The organism is Chthoniobacterales bacterium, assembly GCA_035274845.1.
Lineage (GTDB): Bacteria > Verrucomicrobiota > Verrucomicrobiia > Chthoniobacterales > UBA10450 > AV80.
Genome location: DATENU010000012.1, coordinates 86221 through 110485 on the forward strand (window position 1 = coordinate 86221; position 24265 = coordinate 110485).

At 59.7% G+C, this 24265-nt stretch carries 23 protein-coding genes and 1 pseudogene; 8 read left to right on the top strand and 16 right to left on the bottom strand.

The window, feature by feature from the left end:
- Window positions 1-19: 19 nt before the first annotated feature.
- Both VJU77_08555 and VJU77_08560 read right to left on the bottom strand, forming a co-directional pair.
- The gene (locus tag VJU77_08555) at window positions 20-1036 is read right to left on the bottom strand and encodes a phytoene/squalene synthase family protein (protein HKP03394.1); all 1017 of its coding nucleotides are present in this window, start codon (window positions 1034-1036) and stop codon (window positions 20-22) included.
- Window positions 1033-2061 (bottom strand): DUF362 domain-containing protein, encoded by a 1029-nt coding sequence (locus tag VJU77_08560; GenBank protein ID HKP03395.1) that lies wholly within the window; start codon window positions 2059-2061, stop codon window positions 1033-1035. Before VJU77_08560 ends, VJU77_08555 begins: the two co-directional genes overlap by 4 nt.
- Before the next feature lie 22 nt (window positions 2062-2083).
- On the opposite strand from VJU77_08560, the gene hemW reads away from it, so the two are divergent.
- Window positions 2084-3244, top strand: coding sequence for a radical SAM family heme chaperone HemW (gene hemW / locus VJU77_08565; GenBank protein HKP03396.1), 1161 nt, complete (start codon window positions 2084-2086; stop codon window positions 3242-3244).
- Between the two features lie 117 nt (window positions 3245-3361).
- Here hemW and VJU77_08570 read toward each other — a convergent pair whose 3' ends face one another.
- Both VJU77_08570 and VJU77_08575 read right to left on the bottom strand, forming a co-directional pair.
- Window positions 3362-4075, bottom strand: coding sequence for an isoprenyl transferase (locus VJU77_08570; protein HKP03397.1), 714 nt, complete (start codon window positions 4073-4075; stop codon window positions 3362-3364).
- A 5-nt stretch (window positions 4076-4080) separates the two neighbouring features.
- The gene (locus tag VJU77_08575; protein HKP03398.1) at window positions 4081-5349 is read right to left on the bottom strand and encodes an adenylosuccinate synthase; all 1269 of its coding nucleotides are present in this window, start codon (window positions 5347-5349) and stop codon (window positions 4081-4083) included.
- A gap of 254 nt (window positions 5350-5603) precedes the next feature.
- On the opposite strand from VJU77_08575, the gene VJU77_08580 reads away from it, so the two are divergent.
- Window positions 5604-5756 carry a DUF3309 family protein gene (locus VJU77_08580; protein HKP03399.1) on the top strand — a complete coding sequence of 51 codons (153 nt, stop codon included), beginning with the start codon at window positions 5604-5606 and terminating at the stop codon, window positions 5754-5756.
- A gap of 49 nt (window positions 5757-5805) precedes the next feature.
- Here the strand turns inward: VJU77_08580 and VJU77_08585 are convergent, their stop codons facing one another.
- From VJU77_08585 to mutL, 5 genes are all read right to left on the bottom strand, one after another.
- Window positions 5806-8010 (bottom strand): peptidoglycan DD-metalloendopeptidase family protein, encoded by a 2205-nt coding sequence (locus VJU77_08585; protein ID HKP03400.1) that lies wholly within the window; start codon window positions 8008-8010, stop codon window positions 5806-5808.
- Between the two features lie 66 nt (window positions 8011-8076).
- Window positions 8077-8487 carry a hypothetical protein gene (locus VJU77_08590; protein ID HKP03401.1) on the bottom strand — a complete coding sequence of 137 codons (411 nt, stop codon included), beginning with the start codon at window positions 8485-8487 and terminating at the stop codon, window positions 8077-8079.
- A gap of 11 nt (window positions 8488-8498) precedes the next feature.
- Window positions 8499-9359, bottom strand: coding sequence for an undecaprenyl-diphosphate phosphatase (locus tag VJU77_08595; GenBank protein HKP03402.1), 861 nt, complete (start codon window positions 9357-9359; stop codon window positions 8499-8501).
- Window positions 9356-10363, bottom strand: a complete 1008-nt coding sequence (locus VJU77_08600; protein ID HKP03403.1) for a GDP-mannose 4,6-dehydratase — start codon at window positions 10361-10363, stop codon at window positions 9356-9358. The genes VJU77_08595 and VJU77_08600 overlap by 4 nt, the downstream gene beginning before the upstream one ends.
- Window positions 10364-10440: 77 nt before the next feature.
- A complete protein-coding gene (mutL, locus tag VJU77_08605) occupies window positions 10441-12267 on the bottom strand; it encodes a DNA mismatch repair endonuclease MutL (protein HKP03404.1) in 1827 nt (608 codons plus the stop codon).
- Between the two features lie 200 nt (window positions 12268-12467).
- On the opposite strand from mutL, the gene VJU77_08610 reads away from it, so the two are divergent.
- Complete coding sequence (locus VJU77_08610) at window positions 12468-12803, top strand: iron-sulfur cluster assembly accessory protein (GenBank protein HKP03405.1); 336 nt, start codon at window positions 12468-12470, stop codon at window positions 12801-12803.
- Between the two features lie 32 nt (window positions 12804-12835).
- Window positions 12836-14419 carry a hypothetical protein gene (locus VJU77_08615; GenBank protein ID HKP03406.1) on the top strand — a complete coding sequence of 528 codons (1584 nt, stop codon included), beginning with the start codon at window positions 12836-12838 and terminating at the stop codon, window positions 14417-14419.
- Between the two features lie 588 nt (window positions 14420-15007).
- On the opposite strand, the gene VJU77_08620 is transcribed toward VJU77_08615, so the two are convergent.
- Genes VJU77_08620 through VJU77_08635 form a run of 4 tightly spaced genes read right to left on the bottom strand, consistent with a single transcriptional unit; the run spans window position 15008 to window position 18431 of the window.
- Window positions 15008-15700 (bottom strand): hypothetical protein, encoded by a 693-nt coding sequence (locus tag VJU77_08620; GenBank protein ID HKP03407.1) that lies wholly within the window; start codon window positions 15698-15700, stop codon window positions 15008-15010.
- Window positions 15697-16224, bottom strand: coding sequence for an HIT domain-containing protein (locus VJU77_08625; protein ID HKP03408.1), 528 nt, complete (start codon window positions 16222-16224; stop codon window positions 15697-15699). The genes VJU77_08620 and VJU77_08625 overlap by 4 nt, the downstream gene beginning before the upstream one ends.
- A gap of 8 nt (window positions 16225-16232) precedes the next feature.
- Window positions 16233-17741, bottom strand: a complete 1509-nt coding sequence (locus VJU77_08630; protein ID HKP03409.1) for a glycosyltransferase family 39 protein — start codon at window positions 17739-17741, stop codon at window positions 16233-16235.
- A 33-nt stretch (window positions 17742-17774) separates the two neighbouring features.
- The gene (locus VJU77_08635; GenBank protein ID HKP03410.1) at window positions 17775-18431 is read right to left on the bottom strand and encodes a cyclase family protein; all 657 of its coding nucleotides are present in this window, start codon (window positions 18429-18431) and stop codon (window positions 17775-17777) included.
- A 74-nt stretch (window positions 18432-18505) separates the two neighbouring features.
- Between VJU77_08635 and nbaC the strand changes: the two genes are divergently transcribed.
- The 4 genes and pseudogenes from nbaC to VJU77_08655 all read left to right on the top strand — a co-directional run bounded on the left by nbaC (window position 18506) and on the right by VJU77_08655 (window position 21692).
- Window positions 18506-19090 (top strand): 3-hydroxyanthranilate 3,4-dioxygenase, encoded by a 585-nt coding sequence (gene nbaC, locus VJU77_08640; GenBank protein ID HKP03411.1) that lies wholly within the window; start codon window positions 18506-18508, stop codon window positions 19088-19090.
- 62 nt (window positions 19091-19152) lie between these two features.
- Complete coding sequence (locus VJU77_08645; protein ID HKP03412.1) at window positions 19153-20190, top strand: amidohydrolase family protein; 1038 nt, start codon at window positions 19153-19155, stop codon at window positions 20188-20190.
- A 94-nt stretch (window positions 20191-20284) separates the two neighbouring features.
- Window positions 20285-20572, top strand: a pseudogene (locus tag VJU77_08650) (MmcQ/YjbR family DNA-binding protein).
- A 58-nt stretch (window positions 20573-20630) separates the two neighbouring features.
- Window positions 20631-21692, top strand: coding sequence for a M50 family metallopeptidase (locus VJU77_08655; protein HKP03413.1), 1062 nt, complete (start codon window positions 20631-20633; stop codon window positions 21690-21692).
- A 3-nt stretch (window positions 21693-21695) separates the two neighbouring features.
- On the opposite strand, the gene VJU77_08660 is transcribed toward VJU77_08655, so the two are convergent.
- Genes VJU77_08660 through VJU77_08670 form a run of 3 tightly spaced genes read right to left on the bottom strand, consistent with a single transcriptional unit; the run spans window position 21696 to window position 24195 of the window.
- Window positions 21696-22817 carry an aromatic ring-hydroxylating dioxygenase subunit alpha gene (locus VJU77_08660; protein HKP03414.1) on the bottom strand — a complete coding sequence of 374 codons (1122 nt, stop codon included), beginning with the start codon at window positions 22815-22817 and terminating at the stop codon, window positions 21696-21698.
- A gap of 57 nt (window positions 22818-22874) precedes the next feature.
- Window positions 22875-23603, bottom strand: a complete 729-nt coding sequence (locus tag VJU77_08665) for an RES family NAD+ phosphorylase (protein HKP03415.1) — start codon at window positions 23601-23603, stop codon at window positions 22875-22877.
- The gene (locus tag VJU77_08670; protein ID HKP03416.1) at window positions 23569-24195 is read right to left on the bottom strand and encodes a hypothetical protein; all 627 of its coding nucleotides are present in this window, start codon (window positions 24193-24195) and stop codon (window positions 23569-23571) included. Before VJU77_08670 ends, VJU77_08665 begins: the two co-directional genes overlap by 35 nt.
- Window positions 24196-24265 lie beyond the last annotated feature (70 nt).

Consider the following 24265-nt stretch of genomic DNA (forward strand, 5'->3'; position numbering starts at 1 on the left):
ATGAATTAGGACGGCGGTTTCAAACCGCCGCTCCTTGAAGCTTTTCGAACTTCGCGCGCAGAGAGCGAGGTGAAGCGAGCGCGCCCGACAGGATCAATTTTCTGACTTCGCCGCGGGGAATTTTCACTTTTCGCTCGAGCGCATCTGGACCCGCTTCGCGAATCAGCGCGAGCGTCCTCGCGCCAATCATCGCCGGCAGAGCAGTCGCAAACCGGACCCGGCGGTTCCGGATCGCAGCGGCGTATTCCATTCCCGCCTCGATCCCCTGCTTCGCCTTTTCGCGCCATTTCTTCATGACCGGTTCGACCCGGTTCGGATGGCGACGAATTTCTCCAGGTGCGACGCCTGCCGACTCCAGTTCGTCGGCCGGAAAATAACAGCGGCCGTTGCGAAGATCGTCCCCGGCGTCGCGCAGGATATTGATCAGCTGCAATCCCTTGCCATAGCGGATTCCCAGTTCGCGCATTTCGGGTTCGGAACGCGCGGTAAAATTCTTAACGTGACGAAAGCAGAGGCGCGTCCAGAATTCGCCGACACAGCCGGCCACGAGATAGGTGTATTCGTCCAATTCCTTAGCGGTCCGGAGCGCCTTAATGCTCGTGCTCGTGCTCGAATCGAAACGCTCCAAATCGAGCGACTGTCCGCGGTTGATCTTCACCAGAACGCCCCGCACATCTTCACGATCGGCAGCCGGCAGGTCCGCGAGCCAATTCAGCAGGGCCGGGATCTGTTCGATGAGCTGTCGCTCGGCGTCGTCGGTCTGCTCGCGACCAAAGGAATTACGGAGCTCTTCCAGCGTTTCGATCGGCGCCGTTCCCTGGATTGCCGCCGCCAACTGGCGGAGCGCCTCTATTCGCAGCGCGACGGGCGGCTGCGCCGTATCCGCGATGGTATCGGTCGCGCGCGCCAGAAGGTAGGCGAGCGACAGCGGACCGCGCAGCGCCTGCGGGAGAAAGCGCAACGAAAGGTAGAAAGAACGAGAGACCGAGCGCAGGATGGGGCCGCGCAAACGACGATAATCGCTCGACCGATTCATCGGTCGACCTTTCGCATTTCGATTACATCCGCGTTGCCGATCCCAATCTGCGCGGCGTACTGCACGTGGATCGCCAGCGGCACGATGGAAGGAAATCGGCCTTTAAGGCGCCATTCCTCGATTTGCCGAACAGTGATCGCGTCCACCGCCACCGGATCCTTGCTGGCCAGAATCGTCGCATAATGGACCGAGAAATTCGGTTGGGCCGCGGGCGCCCCCGCATATTGCGCGACGAGCCCATCCATGATGTTGAGCACGACCTTTGGACCAATAACCGCGGTGCGATAAATCTCGGCAATGGCGGCGCTGCCCGAACCAAACCCCTGGGCGAAGCGTCTCCAGTTGTCGATGTTCGGAAGGGTGACGTTATAAAGGCAACCGGCGATCCCGGCAGTGGAGCTGTCGCTCATCACCGGCACGTTGATAATTTTTGTGACTTCGCTGGTCAGGATTTTCGCGAAGTGGCTGTCGTCACTGGTCAATTCCTGGTCGGAAAGGAGCGGGATCACGCCGCGATCGGAACGATATTCGAGATCGCCCCAGATTAGCTTCCCGCTCAGCGGCGCGGTGAAGATGGTTTTGGGATCATAGCCATCGTGCGGCGTGATCGACCTCAACTGATAACCTTCCTGGTCGGGGCGATACCCGGCGTCCTTTATTCCTCCCAGGCTGCGGTCCCAGACAATGATGTTTTCTCGCCGATGCCCAGCCGCGACCAGGCCGTCCACGATGGCGTTGACGATGTCCCGGTGCGTGGTGAAAAGTTCGCCCCCGGCCGCGGAGATCTTGACGCCGACCTTGTCGCTCGGCGAAACGAGCGAACCCCAGGCCTTGGCCAGATCGGGCTGGCCGGTGACCGCCAGGACAAGACGATTGACCATACCGCGGACGACGGCCGGGTTGGTCCGATACTCCTTGATTGCGGCGGGATCATGCGCGGAGTACACGATCGATGGCGGAGGAGCCTTCTGGGCCAGGGCGACACAGAAGCTGGCAAGAAAACAACCTAGAATAAGAATCCGCACAGTAGAGAGTGAGAGCGAGCTTATGAGGGATGGAGAAAACGTCCAACGTCCAACGTCCAACGTCCAACGCCGAACTTCAGGGACGATTACGCATCTCTACGTTCATATTCCGTTTTGCGCGAGGATTTGCCCCTACTGCGCTTTTTACAAGGAGCGCGCAGACAGCTCCCAAACCCAGCGGTTCTGCGAAGCGCTCCTGCGGGAAATTGAGAGCGTCGGCGAGCTGCACCCGTTGCAGCCGCGAACGATCTTTTTTGGCGGTGGGACACCAACGGCGCTGACGACGACGCAATTGGAATTTCTCCTGAGTGGAATGCGCGAGCGCCTCGATTTGACGGAGCTCGTGGAATGGACATTGGAAGCGAATCCGGGGAGCGTGTCGCCTCGCAAGGCGGCATTGCTCCGGAGCCTGGGCGTCAGCCGCCTCAGCCTGGGCGTGCAATCCTGGGATGACGAATTGCTGAAGCTCCTCGGTCGTGAACATGACGCTGCGCAGGCGGAGACCTCTTTTCGAATCCTGCGCGAGGCCGGGTTTCAGAACATCAGCATCGACCTGATGTTCGGTTTGCCGGGACAAACGCTGGCGCAATGGCAGTCCGATCTGAAAAAGACGATCGCGCTTCAGCCAGAGCATATCTCGACCTACTGCCTGACCTACGAGGAGGACACGGAGTTTTTTCTCCGGCATGCGCGCGGCGAATTCCGGGAAGATTCGGAATCGGACGCGCGTTTCCTGGAGGCGGCGATGCAAATGCTCGAGGAGGCCGGATTCCAGCACTACGAGATTTCCAACTACGCGCGGCCCGGCTTCGCTTCCGCCCATAATCGCGGGTACTGGGCCGGCGACGATTATCTGGGGATCGGGCCGAGCGCCTTTTCCACCATCGGATTACGGCGCTGGCAAAACGTAGCGGATTATCGCGCCTACGCGGACCGGGTGCTGGCGGGTTCGTCACCAGTCGGTTCAACCGAAGTCCTTACGTCCGAGATGAAGCGAACGGAACGGATCGCGCTCGCCTTGCGGACGCGGGAAGGAATTTCCTCGAGCGAGCTGATTTCATGGCCCGAAGAGAGTCGCGAGTTCGTTAACCTGGGTCTTTTGCGGGAACTCAACGGCAATTTTGTTCTTACGTCGCGCGGCAAGCTACTCGCCGATTCCGTCGCCGAAGCGTTCGTCCCGTAACTCTTGCTCTAGCTCCTACTCTTACTCTTGCTCCCGAGCCGCTAACCACACTCGGCGTCGATGGGAGAGAGCAAGAGTATGAGCAAGAGAAAAAGTAAGAATGGGGCAGTCGAAGCGTTATACCCCGCCGTATCTGCGATTTCGGTTCCCAAAATCGTCGACGGCCTCGAAGAGATCCTTCTTCGAAAAATCAGGCCAAAGCTTTTGGGTGACGTACATCTCCGTGTAGGAAAGTTGCCAGAGCAGAAAATTCGAGAGCCGCATCTCGCCGGAGGTGCGGATCAGCAGATCGGGGTCGGGGTAGTAGCGGGTGTAGAGATGTTTACTGAACATGTCGACGTCGATCATGGCGCGGTCGATGTGCCCGGAATCGATCTGGCGCAGCAGGCTCTTGATCCCATCGATAATCTCCAGCCGTCCGCCGTAACTGAGCGCCAGGATCAGGGTCAGGCCGGTATTTCCGGCGGTGCGCTCAATCGAATCGTGCAATTGTTTCTGGCAACTTGCGGGCAAATCGGTGAGCCGCCCAATCGCCTGGAGCCGAACATTCTTCTCGAGTAACTCCGGAGTCCGTTCTTTCAGGAAACGCTCGAGCAGGCGCATCAAGGCGAAGACTTCGGTCTTCGGCCGCTGCCAGTTTTCGGCCGAGAAAGCGTAGAGGGTCAGGAATTCGATCTTCAGTTCGCCGCAGGCCTCAACGCACGCCTTGACGGCGTCTGCTCCCTTTTCGTGCCCCTTGATCCGCGGAAGGCCGCGGTTCTTCGCCCAGCGCCCGTTCCCATCCATGATGATCGCGATGTGGCGAGGAACGAGTTTGGGCGCCGCGGACATGAATCCTAGAGAATGATTGTTTCGTTGCGCGTGGGGCCAACGCTGACGATGCGCAGCGGCGCGCCGGTCAATTCGGCAATGGCGCGCACATATTTTTTCGCGGCGGACGGCAGCTCGGAAAATCGCCGGGCCGATTGAGTAGGCGTTTTCCAGCCTGGGAAATCGCGATAAATCGGTTCGCAGTTCTCCAGCTGGGCGGCGTCACACGGAGGAACGTCGAGCCGTTTCCCATTGAGCCGATAGGCCACGCAAACACGGATGGGATCGACGCCATCGAGGCCATCGAGATTGGTCACCGCCAGCTCGTCGATTCCATTAATCATGGTCGCGTAACGGGTCGCCGCCGCGTCGAACCAGCCGCAACGGCGCGCTCGCCCGGTGGTCGCGCCGAATTCGCGCCCCATCTCGTGCAGCGTATGCGCCAGCCCGGCGTCTTCCGTCGGCAAAGCCCCTTCGCCCACCCGGGTCGTGTAGGCCTTCATCACCCCCAGCACCAAGTCCATGCGATGAGGCGGAACTCCCGTGCCGGTGCAGGCGCCGCCGGCGGTCGTGTTCGACGAAGTGACATACGGGTAGGTGCCGTGGTCGATGTCCAGGAACGTCCCCTGGGCGCCTTCAAACAGAATCTCTTTCCCGCGCTGCAATGCCTGATGCAGATAGACGACGGTATTGGTTACAAACGGCCGCAGTTTTTGGCCGGCCTCGAGATAGCGCTCGTTGACCTCGCGGTAATTGATCGGTTCTGCTCCCAATGCCTGGAGAATACTGTTGTTCTCGCGCACCTTGGCCTGCAATTTCTTCGAAAACAGGATCGGCTGGATCAGGTCCGATATCCGCAAACCGGTCCGGGCGGCTTTATCGCCGTAGGCGGGACCGATGCCCCGCTTGGTGGTGCCGATCTTCACGTGCCCCTTTCGGAGCTCCCGCTGTTCATCGAGAACGCGGTGATACGGCAGGACAAGGTGGGCGCAATCGCTGATTAACAAATTCTTGCCGATGTGAACCCCGAGCTTCCGTAACCCCTCGATCTCCTCGACGAGCGCGAGCGGATCGATCACGACCCCGTTGCCGATCACGCACCGCTTTCCCCGCCGCAGAATCCCGGAGGGAATCAGATGAAGAATATATTTCGTCCCGCGATGGATGACGGTGTGGCCGGCGTTATTGCCGCCCTGGCTGCGCACAACGATGTCTGCCTTGGCCGTGAGAACGTCGATGATCTTGCCCTTGCCCTCATCCCCCCACTGCGCGCCGATCAAAATTGTGTTCGCCATGAAAAAAAAGACAACAAATTGTCCCGACGCATCCGGTTGGACACATTCGGGACTGCGCAAAACGATAGGGTGGGCCGATGCCGCTGCAAGGGATTTTACGGACGCTCTTTCCAGATCCTCTTACTCTTGCTCTTGCTCCCGAGCTTGACTAACGCGGCACGTCTACCAGGGAGCAAGAGCAAGAGTATGAGCAAGAGCAGAACGAGACAGAGAAAAGCATTGTCGCCCCGAAAGCGGCCCCCTACTCTCAGCTCATGCGCAATATACTCCTGATTATCCTAATCCTGCTGTTGATCGGGGCGTTCCCAGGTTGGGGCTACAGTTCGGGATGGGGCTATTATCCCTTTGGCGGAATCGGGCTGATCCTGCTGATCGTGCTCATTCTCGCGCTGACCGGGAAATTATAGGAGCGCTGGCGACGGCACGCCATCGTGCCGTTGGCGCTGTCTTCCCCGCCTACCGCGTGCTGGTGAGCGCCCGCTTCAGGGCCGAGGAGGATTCCGACGTGCTCCGCCTCTTGGAGGAAAAGTTGCGGTTCGTGTCGAAGTGATAACTGCCGTCGTGGGTGAAGGTATTCATCGCCACCCGATAATTCGCTCCGCCGCCGGAGAGTTTCCGGTGTGATGCGATGAATTTCGTCGGGTCGAAGTAATTGCTGAAATCCTTCTGGAATTTCGAGCGGCTCATCCCGATCTCCAGGTTCTTGCGAATCTCGAAATGGAGATGGGCATCATACTGGCCGTGCGCGGTCCCCATGGTGGCGATTTGCTGACCGCGCGAGACTTTCTGCCCGCGGCTCACCAGCATCGTATTCAAATGCCCGTAGAGCGCGTCGATGTATTTGACCGTCCCGCCTTCCCGATAGGCGTGGCGCACGATGATCACGTTCCCCCACCCCAGATGGACATCGCGCGCGAAAACCACGATCCCGTCGCCAATGCTGTAAATCGGATCCCGGAGATCGGTGTCGCCGCCCCGGACGCCGTCCCAATCCTCGCCCATGTGTCCATGGACGCGGTAGCCGCGAGCCTTGTAATAACCTTCCGCTTCCGGTTTACCCACTGGGAAATCGAATCCGTCCGCCATCTTGGTAAAGGCGGTGTCGAACGAGGAACTGTTCGCCGGAATCAGTGAAGGGGGCGTTGCCAGTGACGAAACCGAAACCGGATCGACCTTCGTGGTCAGGGTTTTCGGGGGAACCATCGGCTCCGGCTTCGCGGCCTTTTCTGCCTTTTCTGTGGCGGATTCAGGCTTGGCCGCCACGATCGGCAGCTTTTCTTTCGATGTGGCCACCTTCTCTGCCTTTGGCGTTACCGGCTCAGCCTTCGCCGTGTCGGTTTTCGAGCTGGGTTTTGTGGAATTCTCGTCTTTCGGCGCGCCTTTCTCCTTCTTTGCGACGGTTGCCTCGGTCTTCTCGGTCTGGGCCTTCGCCGTGGCGCTGGCCGATTTCTCCTTGGCCGCGCTCTTGTCTCCCTTAACCGGTTCGGCTTTGGCGGTCTCGGTTTTCGGGTTTGCTTTGCTGGCGACCTCATCCTTCGGTGCGGCCGCCGCTTTATCCTTCTTCGCTACCACCGGATCAGCCTTTTCCGGCTGGGTTTTCGCGGTCGTGGCGCTGGCCGGTTTTTCCTTTACGGCGCTGGGCTTGTCGCCTTTGGCTGATTCGGCCTTCGCGGTCTCGGTTTTCGAGCTAGGGGTAGAGACCATCTCATCTTTCGGCGGGGCGGCCTTTTCCTTTTTCGCGACAGCCTGATCAGCTTTTTCGGTCTTCGCCTTTGCGGTCGAGGCGGTGGCTGCTTTCTCCTTGGCCGCGTTGTGCTTGTCCTCTTTGGCTGGTTCGGCCTTCGCTGTCTCGGTTTTTGGAGTCGAGCTGGCGGCAGCCTCGTCCTTCGGAGGAGCCGCCTTTTCCTTCTTCGCGACGACTGGATCCTTCTCCTTCTTCGCGGCGGCCGGATCGACTTTTTCAGGCTGCGCCTTCGCGGTCGTGGCGCCGGCCGGTTTCTCCTTTACGGCGCTGGGCTTGTCGCTTTTTGCGGGTTCGGCCTTCGCGGGCTCGGTCTTCGCAACCGAGTTGGCTGCCGATTCTTCCTTCTCTTTCGCTTTCTCCGTCTTCGCCTTCGCGGTCTCAACCTTGGCGGAATCTTTGGGGGTCTTGGCGGAGGTTTCGGCTGGATGCGCCTTCTCGGTCTTCTCCTTGGGCGGTTCGGTTTTCGCCACCGTCTTGCTCGCGGATTCCTCCTTCACCGGAATGGCTTTCTCCACCTTTGAGGAATCGGTCTTCGCGGTCTCGGTCTTTGCCGAAGAGGCGGACGCGGTCTTTTCTTTCGTTACGGCAGGTTTTTCGGTCTTTGCAGTCGCGACCTCCGTCTTCGGCTTCTCTTCCTTCTTCGCCGCGGTTTTGGCGGCTGATTCTTCTTTCGCCACCAGAGGTTTCGCAGCCGGCGCCGATTTCTCCTTCGTCTCGACCGGCGTAACCGCTTCGGCGCGTTTGACTATTTCCTTCGGGGGCGCGGCTTTGGGCGCCTTCGCTTCCGGGGCGGCTCCCTTGGTCGGCGGATGGACTGGAGTGGCCTTCAATTCGCGGGGAATAAAGATCTCCTGGCCAAAGCAAAGGCCGGACATGGCAAGCCAGCAAAACAGTGTCGTGGTGACGGTACGCGACATGAAACGCTCTTTTTAAAACACCCGGGGGGCCCCTGGCAAGCGTCTTATTCTGAATTTTACGGGAACTTATTGCGGCTGGGCCATCGCAATTCGGACCACCGGCAGCGGAAATCGGAAGCGCAATTCGTTCTCGAGAAAGATTTCGACGTGGTGCAATCCGAACTGCTGGAACTGGACGCCGCCAAAGTAATGGACGTTGGTCGCGTGCCCTTCCATCTCCTTGAGCTCGAATTCCACCTCGGCCTGGGCCAGGACGTGTGCCTCGTCCACCCCTATGATCCGGGATTTTTGGCGGAATTTGCCGGACCCGCTGCACCAGCGCGTCCAGATGCAGAGCCGGAAGTAGTTGATCGGAAGACCGGTGGCCGGGATGACGTTCAGGACGCCGACGAGGGTCTGCATGCCATTGAGCTCGCAACGCACGTCCTCGCAAAGCACGCAGCTTTGCAGGTCTGGCAGGATCGCGCTCTGGTCCATCTCGAGTTCCTCTAAATGGAACCGCGGGCGATCAGGATCAACAAAAGGACCCCAACCACGATCCGGTAAAGGGCAAAGGGAGCGAAACCCCGCGCCCGCACCCAGCGCATGAACCAGGCGACAACGCCAAGCGCCACCACGAAAGAAACGGCGAACCCAATCGCGAGCACGATCCAGTTATGGCCGGTCATCACGAGCGGCGCGAGGCCGGCTTCATCGTGATGGGGCCGCACGGTCTTCAGTAAATCGTACCCGGTCGCAACGACCATGGTCGGCATGGAAAGAAAGAACGAGAACTCCAGGGCGGCTGGACGAGAGAGCCCGGCCGTCTGGCCGGCGGCGATGGTCGCCATCGAACGGGAAGTGCCGGGGAAGACCGCGGACAAGATCTGCACGGCGCCGATCCAGATTGCCTGCGGCAACGTCATTTCCTCCATCTGCTGCGTCCGCGGCCGGTTGCAAAGCACGTCCACCGCCCACATGACGACGCCGCCCAGCAAAAGCGCCCACGCCATGACACTCAAGCTCTCGAGGTTCTGGCCGATCTGCTTCTTCAGGAGATAAGCCGGGATCGCCGTCACGACGAAGGCGATCAGCGTCAGGCTGAGTGGATGAGTCAGGAAGGTGCGATCGCCTCGCTCCCCGCGCGGGAATGTCCCGAGAAACTTCATGATCCGCGCCCAGAAATAGACAGGCAGCGCCAGGATCGCGCCGAGCTGGATGACGATCGTGTACATTTTCCAGAAACTATCCTGGAGATTGAAGCCGAAGAGCGCTTCCACGATCCGCAGATGGGCCGTGGAGCTAATCGGGAGGAATTCCGTCAGCCCTTCGACAATTCCAAGAACGAACGAGACCAGAAAATCATTCATGCTGTTGCTTCCTTCTTTTTTGCCACTGCGTCGGCGGCCGCCAGCTCCGCTTCCACCATCTCGCGCACAAGATCGTTGAATGTGCCACTCGGCCGCCAGCCAAGCGCCGCCTTTATTTTCTCCGGAGAACCGACGAGCCGGGTCGGGTCGGCTGGGCGATCGAAGGCCGGATCTCGCTTCACGTATTTGTCCGGCGGCAGATTGACGACCGCGAACGCGGCTTCGACAAACTCCCGGACCGAGTGCGTTTCGCCCGTCGCCACGACGTAATCATCCGGCTTCTGCGCTTGGAGCATCAGCCACATCGCCGCGACGTAATCCTGGGCCCGTCCCCAGTCCCGCCGGCTCTCGAGACTGCCAAGGTTCAGCTCGTGGTCCAGTCCTCTTGCGATCCGCGCCGCGCCCTTTGCGATCTTGCGGGTGACGAAATTTTCGCCGCGCCGCGGCGATTCGTGGTTGTAGAGGATCCCGTTGCAGACAAAAAGGCCGTAGGACTCGCGATACACCCGGGCGAGCTGGGTCGCGAAAGCCTTCGCGCAACCGTAAGGACTGGCGGGCTGGAGCGGCGTCGTTTCCGTCTGCGGCGATTCGGCGGTGTGTCCGAAAATCTCGGAACTGGAGGCGTGATAAAATCGCAACGGCTTCGGTTGGTCCCGAGCGATCTCGAGCAACCGGAGCGTCGCCATTCCGATTTCTTCACAGGTCGATTCCGGGATTTCGAAACTCAGACCGACATGGCTTTGGCCAGCCAGGTGATAAACTTCGTCCGGTTGCACCTCCGAAAAAATCCGGCGCAGCGTCGTCCCATCCGACAAGTCGCCGTAATAGAGCGAAAACCTGGCGTTCGCGCGCCGCAAATGATCGATCCGGGACCGGAGCAGATTGCTCGTCCGCCGGACGACACCGTGGACGGCGTATCCCTTTTCCAGGAGAAACTCCGCCAGATACGAGCCGTCCTGGCCGGTGATCCCGGTAATCAGCGCGGTTTTTTTGTCCTCAGCCATCGAATCCAAGACCAATCATCGAGCCCGGCATTTCGCACAAGGAAGAACGCAAGACGGCGGCTTCCTTTTCGCCGTCGTCACACTTTTCGCCCGAACTTCTTCTCCAGTTCAGCGTGGGAAATCTGGATCATCGTCGGCCGGCCATGCGGGCAGCAATAAGGCAGGTCGCATTCGAGCAGATCCCCGATCAATTTTTCGACTTCCAGATAACGCAGCGGATCATTCGCCTTCACCGCATGGCGGCAAACGGTCTTCGCGATCATTTCCTCGCCCAGGCGCAGCGGCGAACTGCCGTTGCTGGCGCTCTTCAAGCCGTCGATGACCTTGCGCATGAACGTCACCGGATCGGCCACGTCGAGAAAAGTCGGAAGGCTGTCGATTTTGAAGGCGTTCTGGCCAAACGGCTCGATGCCGATCCCCATTTTTTGGAGCGTGGCGACATTGCGCTCGACCCATTCGGCATCACGGGGCGCCAGCTCAAAGGTTTGGGCGAGGAGCAGTCGCTGCGATGGAACGCCCTGTTCCTCCATCCGGCGGCGAAGTTCTTCAAACAGGATCCGCTCATGCGCCGCGTGCTGATCTACCAGGACGAGCCCTTCCTGGTTTTCCATGAGCACGTAAAGCTTGTTGAGGACGCCGATGATTTGGAATTGCTGGGAGCCCGGCGATGCAATCGCCGGTTGAGGATCCCAACGCGGAGCTGACGCGACCGATTCCTGTGGCTCGGTGTGTCGTAGCGGAAGCGTTGTCGCTGGGGTGGATGGTCCAGGTTCCGTTGTAAATGGGATCGGCCTTGGAGCCGGGATCGATGATCCCGGATCGATCGGGACAACTGCCGGCGCGGGAATCGGGCCGGGATCGACGATCCCTGCTCCAGCGGCCGGCTTTTGAAATTGCTGCTGCCAATCGCGCCGGCCGCTCTCGAGCGTTTCGCGAATCGCCGCCACCAGCGCTTCCCGGACGCCGCTCGGGTCGCGAAAACGGACTTCGCGTTTGGCCGGGTGAACATTCACATCCACCGCGGCCGGATCGAGATCGAGGAACAAAAAGGTCACCGGAAACTGGCCTTTCATCAGGGCGGTGTGATAACCCTCGCGCAACGCCGCGGTGAGGACCGCATTCTCCACGGCCCGCCCGTTCACGAACACCAGCTGTTGCGCGCGCGTCTGCCGGCTCACTCCCGCTTGCCCGATCAGGCCGCGAATCCGGATCGGTCCCTCCTTCGGTTCCTGGACCGGTAACAGACGCTCCACGACCTCCTTGCCGTGAAGATCGCGAATTCGATCCAGCAAGGTCGCAGCGGGCGGAAGCTGGAAGACCACGCGTTCATCGCGAACAAACACGAAAGCGATTTCCGGATGACCCGTCGCCTGCAAATGAAGCTGATGCTCGATGTTGCGGCTCTCGGTGTTTTCCGAGCGCAGAAATTTCCGGCGCGCGGGCAGATTGTAAAAGATCGAGCGCACTTCGATCTGGGTGCCCGGCGCTTCCCCGCCGTCGCGCACGGTTTCGATCTTCCCTCCCGCGACGATAATTTCAGTCCCGGCCACCGCGTCATGCTCTCGCGTGGTGAGCCGAAAGCGCGAGACGCTCGCGATGCTCGGCAAAGCTTCCCCGCGAAAACCGAGCGTCGCTATCGCCGCCAGATCGTCCTTTGTGCGAATCTTACTGGTCGCGTGTCGCTCGAGAGAGAGCAACGCGTCGTCGCGGTCCATCCCGCAGCCGTCATCCACCACTCGCATGAGCGAAATCCCGCCGCGGCGGATGCTGACCTCGATCTTGCCCGCGCCGGCGTCGATGCTGTTCTCGACCAGCTCTTTCACGACGGAAGCCGGCCGCTCGATCACTTCGCCAGCCGCCACCTGGCTGGCGAGAATTTCCGGCAACAGGCGAATGCGGCTCATCTAATTTCCAATTTTAGGTTGCCGAATTGCGATTGCGAAGGAAAAGCGCGAAAACAGATGGCGACGTTCGCATAGAGACACCTGCATGGAGACGGCTCGCCGCGGCGAGCCGTTGGGGAAAAGCGCCGCGAATCGCAACGGCGCGAGGGCGCGCCGTCTCCATTGACTTGCCCTCTCCACACGATAATTTCGAACGACCGATGATTACCGTGACGGAGAACGCAGTTCGACAGCTTCGCACCCTGCTCGAATCCCAAACCGCAGCTGAGGGAAAGGGATTGCGCGTGGGGATCGCGAAGGGCGGCTGTTCGGGCCTTCAATACGAAATGTCGCTCGATGCCCAAAAAGAGGGCGATGCCGTCGTGGCCCAGGACGGAGTCGAATTTTTCGTTGATCGCGAGAGCGCGGACTATCTGCGGGGGTCGACCCTGGATTATCGCGACGGCCTCACGGGCGCCGGCTTTCATATCGAGAATCCGAATGCTGCCCGGACTTGCGGGTGCGGTACGTCTTTCGAAGCAGCCCGCCCTGCTTGAAAACGAATCGTTCGCGAAGCAGGCGCGTTTAGATGGCCCGGGATTATTATCGTTACGAAGAGTCGTACGGGCGTCCGCGGCGGAAAAAGACCAACCTCTTTGGCTGGTCGATCGCCATCCTTCTCCTGACTGGGTTCGCTTTCGCGGCCTGGCTGGGAAGCTTCTACATTTTCTGGCAACCGGAGCGGCCGCAGAGCTATCGCATTCTCAAAAAGCTCCACAAGATCGAGCCCGCCAAGCGCTTTGAACTGACCGCGGCCCCGGCCGGCGAATTCCTCACCTCGAAGCAGCTCTACGATCGTTATATCGCCCTGAGCCCGACGGAGCTCGCGAACGTGAACGCCGAGTTGATCCGCAATTACATCCGGAACTATCAGCAGGTGCGCGGCCTCGTTCCCTACGTCATCGGCCGGTTCAACCTGATGGAAGCGCGCGAGCTTACGGGAGATGACCTGGTGACCTCCGGTATGGTCGCACTCACCAACGCGGTCGATCACGGCGAATTGCTGCTCGAGCATGTTTATCCTTCCGATGCACAGTCGCTCCCTTTGATGAAGCAAACCCTGGTGACGGGTTTGGAGATCAAACTGGAACGGACTCACGATCTCTCCGCGATCATCCATGCCGAGCGTTTGTCCGACGGACGCATCATGATCACGGCCATGCCGTTGCTCTACCTGAGTTACGCCGGCACACGTGGGCCGGGCACATTCACGCTCGAGCCTCCGCCCGATCTGAACCTGGCCGCCGGCTGGCCGCTCTTCAAGGAGGCGGACCGCCGCAATGCCGAGGCCCACTACGCCACCTTTCGCGACCGGGTTCAACCCAACCGGCAGAATGACGCCGTCGCCGGGCTAGCGCCCACGCCTCCCCCACCGGCGACGAATGCATTGATCCAGGTTGTGCCGGCTGTCCCAGTCGATACGCCGCGAGTCGCGGTCGTAACTCCGCCGCCCCCTCCGCCGACGCCGACTCCCAAACCAGCCAAAGGCAGCAAAAAGAACCAAAAGCCCACGCCGGCGCCCACCCGCACGCCCGCCGCGATGATGGCCCAGAATTCTCCGGCGCCACCCAAGCCGACTCCGGGTCCGACGTTGGTAGCGTCAGCAAAAACTCCGGCGCCTTCCGCGGCCCCGCCGGCAGCGACGACTCCACCAACAGTCGCGGCGGCTTCGCCTGCCAGCTCGGGCGCACCCTCAGCGACGCCTGTTCCTCCTGAGAATTCGCTCGCCTCGACCGCAGGCGGCGGCACCTGGAAAACCTATCTCCCGGGGAAAATGCCGCTCGGCCGTTTGATCACGCCTTCCGACGTGCGCGATCTGGCCGATCGCGGATTGGCCGGGGAACGGGTTTACCTGAAAGGCCAGTTTGTCGTCAATTTTACGGAGCCGAACCGGGCCGTGCTCCGGCCGAAAACGGGAATTACGGATGCAGTCCTAAAGTTGGCGGGCGGAGGCCAGAACATGCGCATCGTCGTGGAATACCCGGCCGGGTATAATCCGCCGACCCGCGGCTCAACCGTGACCCGGGATGACGCGCGTCCCTACGAGATCACAGAGGTGCGCAAGCAAAGCGACGGTCAGCTCAACGTTTTCGTTCGCGAAATCATGCAGTGACTCTGCAGCAACGGCGCTGTGTCGCCGTTAAAAAGAACACGTCGGGTGTCGCTGCGGCTTTTTATGCCGACCCGTAAAGCAGACCAAAGAGCGAGGCCGGCTTTCAAAGCGGCGCTGCTGCAGACGGCGGTTTGGAAAGCGCCGCTCCTTGCTCCGGCTTAGCGAATCGACCAATTGGATCATGCCAAACCTGCCATTCCATCTTCGAAGGCGCGCCGCAATCTTGACGGCTTTAAGCCGTCAAGATCTGGGCACGTGCTGTAGCAACGGCGCTCTGTCGCCATTAAAAAGAACACGTCGGGTGTCGCTGCGGCTTTTTATGCCGACCCGTAAAGCAGACCAGAGAGCGAGGCCGGCTTTCAAAGCGGCGCTGCTGCAAACGGCGGTTTGGAAAGCGCCGCTCCTTGCTCCGGCTTTGCGAATCGAGCAATTGGATCATGCCAAACCTGCCATTCCATCTTCGAAGGCGCGCCGCAATCTTGACGGCTTTAAGCCGTCAAGATTTGGGCGCGTGCTGAAGCAAAGGCGCTCTGTCGCCGTTCAACGCTATCCACAGCGATAGAGCGCCGTGGCTACAGAGGAATGCCCCTACCGCACCCCGGGGATGGAGCGGCCGCCGTTTTCGATGATGACCTTGTTGCCTTCGATGGTGAAACTCGTGATCCCCCATTCGGACGCGTATTGGTCCGCGTAACTGCGCAGGGAACGAAACCCAAGGAGCGTGTTCAGGACCTTGTCGGACACCCCTCCCGAGGAGACCTCCGTGATTTCCACGTTGCGCGGGTTGCCGTCCGGCGCCGGCTTGAGCTGAAGCTCGCCATTGAGGAAACGTCCCCGGAAACCGACCTTGTCCAGGGGAATGCTGATTTGCGCGCGGAGGATGTTGTTTTCGATAAACACGAAAGCCTTTCCGCGCGCATTCCGGCTCGCCGCGATGAGCTGGTTGATATCGCCGGCGGTCAATTCAATCCGATTGCGCGCCGGTGTCGGCGTGGCTGCCGTCGTCTCCGAAGTCTGCGGCGCAACCTGAAGCTGGGGATTGTCGCTCGCGCTTTGGAATTCCTCCCAACGCGTCTGCACCGCCTGTTGCTCCGTCTGCGAGGTTTCAATCTGCGGAATTGGACGCGGCTCCGTCGAAGTCACGACATAACGCACCCCAACGTAACCCCCGATGAAAAAGGCGAGGGCCAGAAGGATGATGAAAACTACGAGCGTCATGCAGCCTTTGCCCAGACAACCCGTTCCTTTTTGCTTCGGCGGTGGCTCGATCCAGTTGCTCATGATTTCGTGGTGCTGTCTTTTTCAATCCGCGTTTGGGTCGCGATCAGTTTTTCATAGAGACTGCGCAAACCTTCCGAAAGCATTTTTGTTCCCGAAAGAACCGGCATGAAATTCGTGTCGCCATTCCACCTCGGCACAATGTGCAAGTGAAGATGATCGGGGACGCCGGCGCCGGCGCACTGGCCAAGGTTCAGGCCGACGTTGAATCCCTGCGCCTTCATGGTCTCGCGCAGGAGCCGCTGGCCGTGCATGGCGAGATTCCAGAGCTCAAGCACTTCATTCTCCCCTAACGCGGAGGCGTCGGCCGTTTTCCGGTAGGGCACGGCCATGAGATGGCCGACGCTGTACGGATATCGGTTCATGATCAGAAAGGCATTCTTCCGGCGCGTCACGACCAGATGCGCGGCGTCGTCGCTCGTCCGGGCGGCATCCGAAAGAAAATCCGGATTTGGCGTTTCCTGTTCGAAATACTCCACGCGCCACGGGCACCAAAGCGCTTCGATCTCGGCTTTAGGATACTGCATCAGGTCGTTCAAGTCGGACGCGAGACTACAAATCGCCTGGGCAAAGTCGAGCGGCTTTTCGCCCCGTCGCCGCTAGAGGACGATGGCCGGACGAGCAGCAGATAGCGTCTGCGATATCGGCCCGCGGGCTCCGAGCGCAGGAACATCTTCGGATCGCCCCCCTCGAAACGCTGGAGCAGTCCCTGCATTTCGTCTTCCGGCACCACCAGGGCGTCCCATTTCCCGGCGTTCCATTCGGCCACGGCCTGGTCCGGTTCTTCGATGAACTCCAGCCGGCGAACATAGAGCAACAGTCCTTCGTCATCGCCGCCGACAATTGCGTAGCGCCAGCCGTGTTCCTGCGCCGCTTTTACCACCGCTCGGCCAAACTGGGCGAACGCATCCCTGTGTTTCCGATTCGCGTCGATGATTCGATTGGCCGCGTAACCAGTCGTCAGCAGGAAACCGAGGATAATTCCCACCGCGGCCGAGCAATCGATGGTCCGTCGCAGTCCTTCTCGCTTTCGAAAGTCCGCCATCATCGCGGCCAGGAGCAGACACAGAGGCGGCACTATCGGAAAGATGCGGTCGATCCGTTTCGAGGGAACAAAGGACATCACCACTAATCCGCCGAGACTCCAGACCACGAGCCAGAATGTTTCCGGCGACATCCGGCGCACCGCCGCTCGCATCCCATCGCCACTTTTGCGGATCGCCAGGATCGGCAGCAGGATCAAGAGCAGACTCCACGGCGCAAAACGATGCAACAAGTGGGGCAAATAAAAGTAAATCGGCTGGGGCCGGTGCATCTCGTCGCTGAATCTTCCGGCAAATTCGCGCAAAACGACGTGCTCGATGAATTCCGGCACGAAATGAATTCCGCCGGCCACCCAGAGCAGGAAGATCAGAAACGAGGCCAGCCAGGGCAACCACCCTCCCCATCCGGCTGCCGCGTCGCCATTCCGCCGCTGTCTCCATTCAAACGCTACGATGCCGGGCAACAGAAAGGCGTAAATGATCGGGCCTTTAATCAACATGCCGGCGCTCAGGAGGAGAAAGAGGAGCAACCGATCTTTCGTCGTCCAGCTCTCGCGCCGCCGAATTTTTTTCCAGATCAACCAGCCGATGGCGAAAACGACCAGCGCCAGCGGCATATCCGTCCGCACCAGTGAGGCCAGGCGCGGCACGAAGAGATTGAAACTAAAGGCGCAGCCCGCCAGTAAAGCGGCCAGGCGTCCGTATGTCGCCGCCGCGCGCACAATGAGCGCGAGCAACGCCACCGCCGCAAGAAAAGAAGGAAGCCGCCACGCCAGCTCCCAGGTTCGCGTCCCTGCGAAAAATGCAGCGGAGATCCAGCCGACCAACGGAGGCTTGGTCGCCACCCAGCCATTCGGCGTGTGTTGATACAACCAGTGACCGCGCTCCACCATTTCGTAGGAGGTGAAGGCTTGTTTCGCCTGGTCGTAATCATCCAGGTGCCAGGGCACATTCGAGATCGCGAAAAGCACGAGCGCCACTGCCAGCAGGCCCCAACGCATAACCCGGGAATCCAAAAAATCAGTCACAACGACTCAATCCCGCCAAATCACCGCCCGGACCGGCCCGGCATCGCCGCCGTTGATCCGCAACGGCAGCGCCGAAAAATGGTAGGTGCCCGCCTCGATTCCACTCAAGTCGAGCGACTCGACAACGGCAATTTGCGCAGCGGCCAACGCGTGGTGGTTCACCAATTCCTTCGCCTCGATCGGATCGACGGAAGGCAGATCGAACCCAAGCAGTTTCACCTTTCGAGCGCGCAGCCATCCCGGCACATCAGGCGCGATGATTGGAATCCAGTCGGGGAAAAATTTCGAATCCTTCCAGACGCAGGTCTTGAGCAACAACCGCGGCGCCTTGCTCAGCGCATCCGAACACGACTCGATATCGGCGACGGTGATTTGTCGCGCCCGATCAGCCCCGAATTTCCTGGTCAGGTCCACGACAACGGCGTCGCCCAAATAATTTTCGAGCGACATCTGCTCGATCGTCTCCGCCCCTTCCTCGAAATGAAACGGAGCGTCCGCATGGGTGCCGTTGTGCACACCCATCTGGATCGCCCCCACGTTCACCGTGGCCCCTTCCGCCATCTTCCATTTCAACTCGAAATGAAACGGCGCATCACCCGGCCAGGGCGCGAGGTCATTGGAGAGCGCCCGCGAAATATCGAAGATCTGCATCCGAACCATCATGGTCGAAAGACCAGACCCCTACAATCTCGGACGGATGGTTTGACGCTGCGCGGGTAAGGAAATAGCCTCGATCCATGGCCAATCTTGCTGAGCCTCCATCGCCCACGACCGGGGCGGCCCGCACCGATTCCAAAGTGCAACCGCCGGTTAATCTCAACCACTGGATCGAAGAAAACCGGCACCTCTTCAAGCCGCCCGTCAGCAACCGCTACCTCTACGACGGCCGCGACTTCTTTGTCATGGTCATTGCCGGGCCCAACGCCCGGAACGATTTTCACCTGGTCGATTCGGAAGAGTATTTCTACCAACTAAAGGGAGACATCAAAGTGCGGATTCGCGAGGGCGACCGAATCGTGGATCACCTGATCCGCGAGGGCGAAACCTTCTTCATTCCGCCCAATGTTCCGCATGCGCCGGTTCGCCCGCCTGATACCATTGGCGTCGTGGTCGAGCGCCGCCGCCCGGCCGGCGAACACGAGCATGTTATTTTTTACTGCGAGAACTGCGGCGCCCTGGTCGAAGATATTGATTTCGATTGCGGCGACATCGTCCAGCATTTCAGCCAGGCGATGCTCGACTTCTGGAACGATGACGCGCGGCGCACCTGCAAGAAATGCGGCCACAAAGTCCCGAAGCCCGAGCCGGTCAAGCCATTCTGAGGTAGGGACATCGCGCTGCGATGTCCGTGGACGCCGCAGCGCGACGTCCCTACCATGTCTTTGTGAAGATCGATCTCCACACTCACATCCTCCCCCGCGAGTGGCCCGATCTCGACGCGAAATACGGCTATCCCGGTTTCATCCGTCTCGAGCATTGCGACGCCTGCAGCGCGCGGATGATGAAAGGCGACCAGTTCTTCCGGAAAATTGAGTCGAATACCTGGGATCCCGCGTCCCGCGTCGAAGAGATGGACCGCGATGGAGTGTCGATGCAGGTCCTTTCGACCGTGCCGGTCATGTTCAGCTACTGGGCCAAAGCGGCCGACACCCTCGATCTTTCCCGCCTCTTGAATGATCACATCGCTGAAGTCGTCCGGGCGCAGCCGACGCGCTTCGCAGGCCTCGGGACAATTCCGTTACAGGATCCCGATCTCGCGGCCGGGGAACTCCAACGCTGTGTTCGCGATCTCGGTTTGCGCGGCGTGGAGATCGGAAGCCACGTCGACGCGAACGAGCATTGTCAGGGCGCTGACTGCCGGAACCTCGATCATCCTTCGCTCGACGTGATCTGGCGGACGGCCGAGGAACTGAATGCGGCTGTCTTTGTTCACCCCTGGGACATGCTCGGAAAGAGGCGGATGCAAAAATACTGGCTGCCGTGGCTGGTCGGGATGCCGGCCGAAACCTGCCTCGCGATCTGTTCCATGATGTTCAGCGGCGTTTTCGACCGTTTTCCGAAGTTGCGAGTCGCCTTCGCGCATGGTGGCGGTTCGTTCCCGTTCACCATTGGCCGGATCGAACACGCCTTTCATGTCCGGCCCGATCTGGTCGCCGTTGATAACAAGAACAACCCGCGATCTTACCTCGCCGGTAACGGCAATCCGGCACGCTTCTATGTCGATTCGCTGGTTCACGACGCCGATGCGCTTCGCCTTCTCGTGAAACTGTTTGGCGTTAACCGCGTCGCTCTCGGTTCCGATTACCCCTTCCCGCTCGGCGAAGCGCATCCCGGCGCACTCATCGATTCGATGAGCGACCTCGCAGCGAACGAGAAGACGCAATTGCTCGCCGGCACCGCCCGCGAGTTTCTCGGATTATGAAAACCAAAAGCGCGACGCCTCCCAACAAACAGCTCGCCACAATTGCTAAGCGTCTGCGCGATTTCGCCCTCGATTTCCCTGAACGACGGAGGCCTTCCCCTGGGGAGAAAGCGCCTTCAAGGTGAAAGGCAAGACGTTCGTCTTTATGCGACTGGATGGCGACGACCTCAGCTTCTCGGTGAAACTTCCGCACTCCCGCTCCAAGGCTCTCGCTCTCCCAGGTTCGGAGCCGACTCATTATGGGCTGGGCGCGAAAGGCTGGGTCACCCTGCGACCCAAAGCGAGAACGTCCGTCGCGCAGCTTCTCTCGTTCGTCGACGAAAGCTACCGCGCCATCGCTCCCAGGCGGGTTCTTGGAGTGCTCAAGGCAACAAGAAACTAATCCATGGTCTTGTGGGTCCCGGCGTTTTGGCACGTGGACAGCTTTGTCATGGCGTTCCATGGGCAAGTTCCTCCGATCGCTGCTCCAAATCCTCTGCACTCTCACCATCGCCGTTGGATGCGTGACAGGCCTGTGTTCGCTCCTTCTCGTGGGCGCGATGTTGCTCGGGTGGGCGCACGACGGGCGACTAGTTGCGCATGAGGCGAGGCTTCTTACCAAAAGCGTCGCGGTGCTTGTCCCGTCGTCTCTTGTTATCTGGCTCGCGGGCTTCCTCTATCGGCGATTTATTGCCATGGGAGACGATAGTTTTCGACTCGTACGTTCTTCCTCCGGCCGCCAGGAAAGAAGTGCCAACGGCGTTTTCGACATACTTTTCTTCGCGGTCTTTGCCACGGTCCTTTTCGGTCTTATTCCAGCGAGCCCGCTTCGAATTCCGACCCTAATCGCGTGGCTGTTGGTCGCCTTCGTCGGCTTACATGCCCATATTTTTCTGCATGAATTCGGACACCTGTTCCTTGCCGCCATTCTTCGTTTCAAACTGGCCGAACTGCATGTTGGCCTTGGAACGATGCTCGCGGCCAAACGGCTGCCCGGTGGTGTCCGCATCGTCTGGCGCCTCTGGCCTCTGGGCGGATTTGCGCACGCCTCCGATCGTGGAGGAAAGAATCCGAGGATCCGGCAGTCGCTCTTCGTGATTGGTGGACCGCTGGCAGATGTCACAGTCCTGGCGCTGGGCTATGGTTTGATTACGCGAATTTGGGGCGGATTTGGTGAGGCATTAACTCGCAGTCCCGGAGGTTTTGTCACTGCGGCCCTGCTCTTCCGCGTCTTCGTCACGGTCCTGAACGGACTGATTCCACAGACCGTCTGGATAGGCGGCCGGACTTTGCGAAGCGATGCCTGGCTCTTGTGGCGAACATGGTTCGCGCCGCGCGGCGTAATTGGCTTTGCCGGCGATCCCAGCTGGCTTGACGTCTTGTCTTTGCTTCGATCTCCAGATCCGGACGCTCAATTGGCCGGACGCTCGAGCTACACCGCATCAGGAACTGCGTCTGAGCCAGTCAGTTTTCGGACACAGCAGTTGCGCCTGCAGTCGCGGATTCGGCCTGGCGGGCGTTGAACCTTACTGCATCCGGCGCAGATATTCCCGATCCCAGGCTGCGGGGATCGACTCCCGCGAACTGTAGGGTCCCGGCTCATACGCTCTCGACGCGATTCCCTGCTGGCTCAGCTCGCACACGTGCCAGTCCTGCTTGTTGGTAATATCCCAAAACTCTATTGCATCCTCCGGCCGGAAAACGTCGCGGTCGAACGCGTCCGGGTGGAAAAACCAATCGCACACGATCAGGGTCCGCTCGGGCGATTGTGGCCAAAGCTGATGCACCATCACGTAGTCCGGGTGCATGCTTAGGAGCATGTTCGGAAAAATCGAGTAGTAGAAGACGTGGTCCCCATCTTCGTGATGATAACCGATTGCCATCGCGCAGGCCTCTCCACTCATGGTCAGGCTTTTTCCTTTATTGACCTTCATGAATCCGCCCAGAAACGGTCCCTCCGACAGGTCGTTCTCCGCCGAGTCGTAAGGCGATATCTTCGACAACATTGGGTGCACTCCCGGACAGTGATAACACTCGGCATAATTCTCGAACATCAGCTTCCAGTTTGCCTTCACGTCGTACTCGACCCGCTTTGCTGATCGCAGTCCTGACAAATTCCATTGCGAAAACTTCCCTCGCAACGGCGCGAACCATTCCTCCAGAGAACCCGGACCGTCGTCCAGGTTCACAAAGATAAATCCCTCCCAGACGCCAACGTTCACCGGGCACAGCGAATATCGCTCCTTCTTGAACCCCTTGACCTCATCCATGTGCGGCGCCCCGATCAACCGCCCGTCTAGTCCATAGGTCCAGGCATGATACGGACACTGGATCGCCGCGCCGTGGCCCCGCTCCTCCTCGCAAAGGCGCGTGCCCCGATGGCGGCACACGTTGTAAAACGCGCGCACCTCTTCGTTCTTGTCGCGGACGATGATCAGCGATTCGCCCGCCACATCCCGAACGAAATAGTCCCCCGCCTTCGCCACCTCCGACTGATGCCCGACCAAGACCCAATGCGTGGCAAAGACCTTCTCCAACTCCTCTTCAAATAGTTCCGGCGCTATGAAGTAACGCTGCGGCAAGGTTTTTGCGTCCTGCCCAAATGGGTCCGCGGTTTTTCGGGACGTGGCTGCGGCTTGGGACTGCATCGTCGGGCGAAGCATAAGCCGTTTTCGCGGTTTGCGCAGGCGGTGTCGATCGGGCCACTAAGGCGAAACTCGGCTGACCTCCAGGTCGACCAGCGTCGCATCGAGTTCGGGGTGCGTAGCCAGAATTTGCATCGGCCCATAGATAAGGTCGGCGGAGTGCGCGGCGTCCGGAGTCCATCCGGGCAAGTTAGCAATGGTCAAAGTGGGGTCGTGGTGTGGAGTGGCAAGGGCCAACCGTTTAAACAAGGCGATGTTCTGGCGCGTGGGATCGTGGCGCGAGGGAAAGACAATCCCGTCAATCATATGGGGGTGTGACATCATCCGCATGGCCCATACTTGCGTGCCCGCATACTCGCCCGTGTACATCTGCGCATCCATTCCGATTTTTGACAAATGGTTGGGGCCGCCGCAGTCAAACAGCGTCACCGGGGGCAGATAAATCAGGGTTTCCCAGGTTTCATTGAGTTGTTGCTCAGTCAAGCTGCGACTGTCATCTCCCGCCGGACCCCACGAGTCGTCGAACTTCTCCATCAGGGCGCCGCCCAACGATTGACCGACGCACATGGTGCCCACTCCTCCAACCGGGTCGAAGCGAGTCGTGCCGCGGGTACTAAAATAGATGGCAGGCCATGGATCCGACGTGTCCAGATTGAGCACGTGGAGCCGCCGAAACAGGCCAGTCTCGGTTCGGCAATAACTGCGCAGGGGGATTTTTTTGTCGAAAGCAGCCTGCGGCGGAGGCTTTGCAACTTTACCAGCTGCCTTCAGCTGCGTTGTTCTGGGCATGGGAGATCACTTTTTCTACCTCCCCCGAGCGCAGCAAGTCGAGCGGCTTTTTGCCCTCGAGCTGGCGCCGGGGCGAGAGAAAATAACGCATGACCCGCCACTCGTCCGTGCTGTTGAAAACCTTCAGGATATCTTCGATGCCCGGCCGCATCGCTCCAGCCTCGGTAAATTGCCACTGCGGATAGAAAAAATCATGCTTGGCATCTCGCCAAAAGACGATTCGGCGCATCTTGCGACGGCCATGCAATGTCGCCGAGGTTAGACCAAATCGCTCGTTCAGCTCCCTACCGCTCCATGAGCCGCCTTCCGACTCCTTCAGTTTCTGCACCAAGGCAAGCCCGGCCGCGCGTGGATCGAACGCCGCCACTTTCGCCATTTTGGCGTCATCGCCAACATCGGTAAGCGAAACTTTCACCACCACCTGTTTATCCTCGGTCCCGACTCCGTGCGCGGTGAGCGCACTTTTCAACTCCCTGGCTAGCTCGCGAATGCCCTTTTGGCTCGAGAGTGGCCGTTCGATCACCAACACCTCGTCCCCTCGCGTATCCTGTGATTTGACCTTGGTAGCTTCCCTTGTTGCCGTCGCTGTCATATGATCAATGATATCAACCTGATCAATTGTGTCAACAACATAAAGAATTGTTCTGTGCCGCGGACCAGCC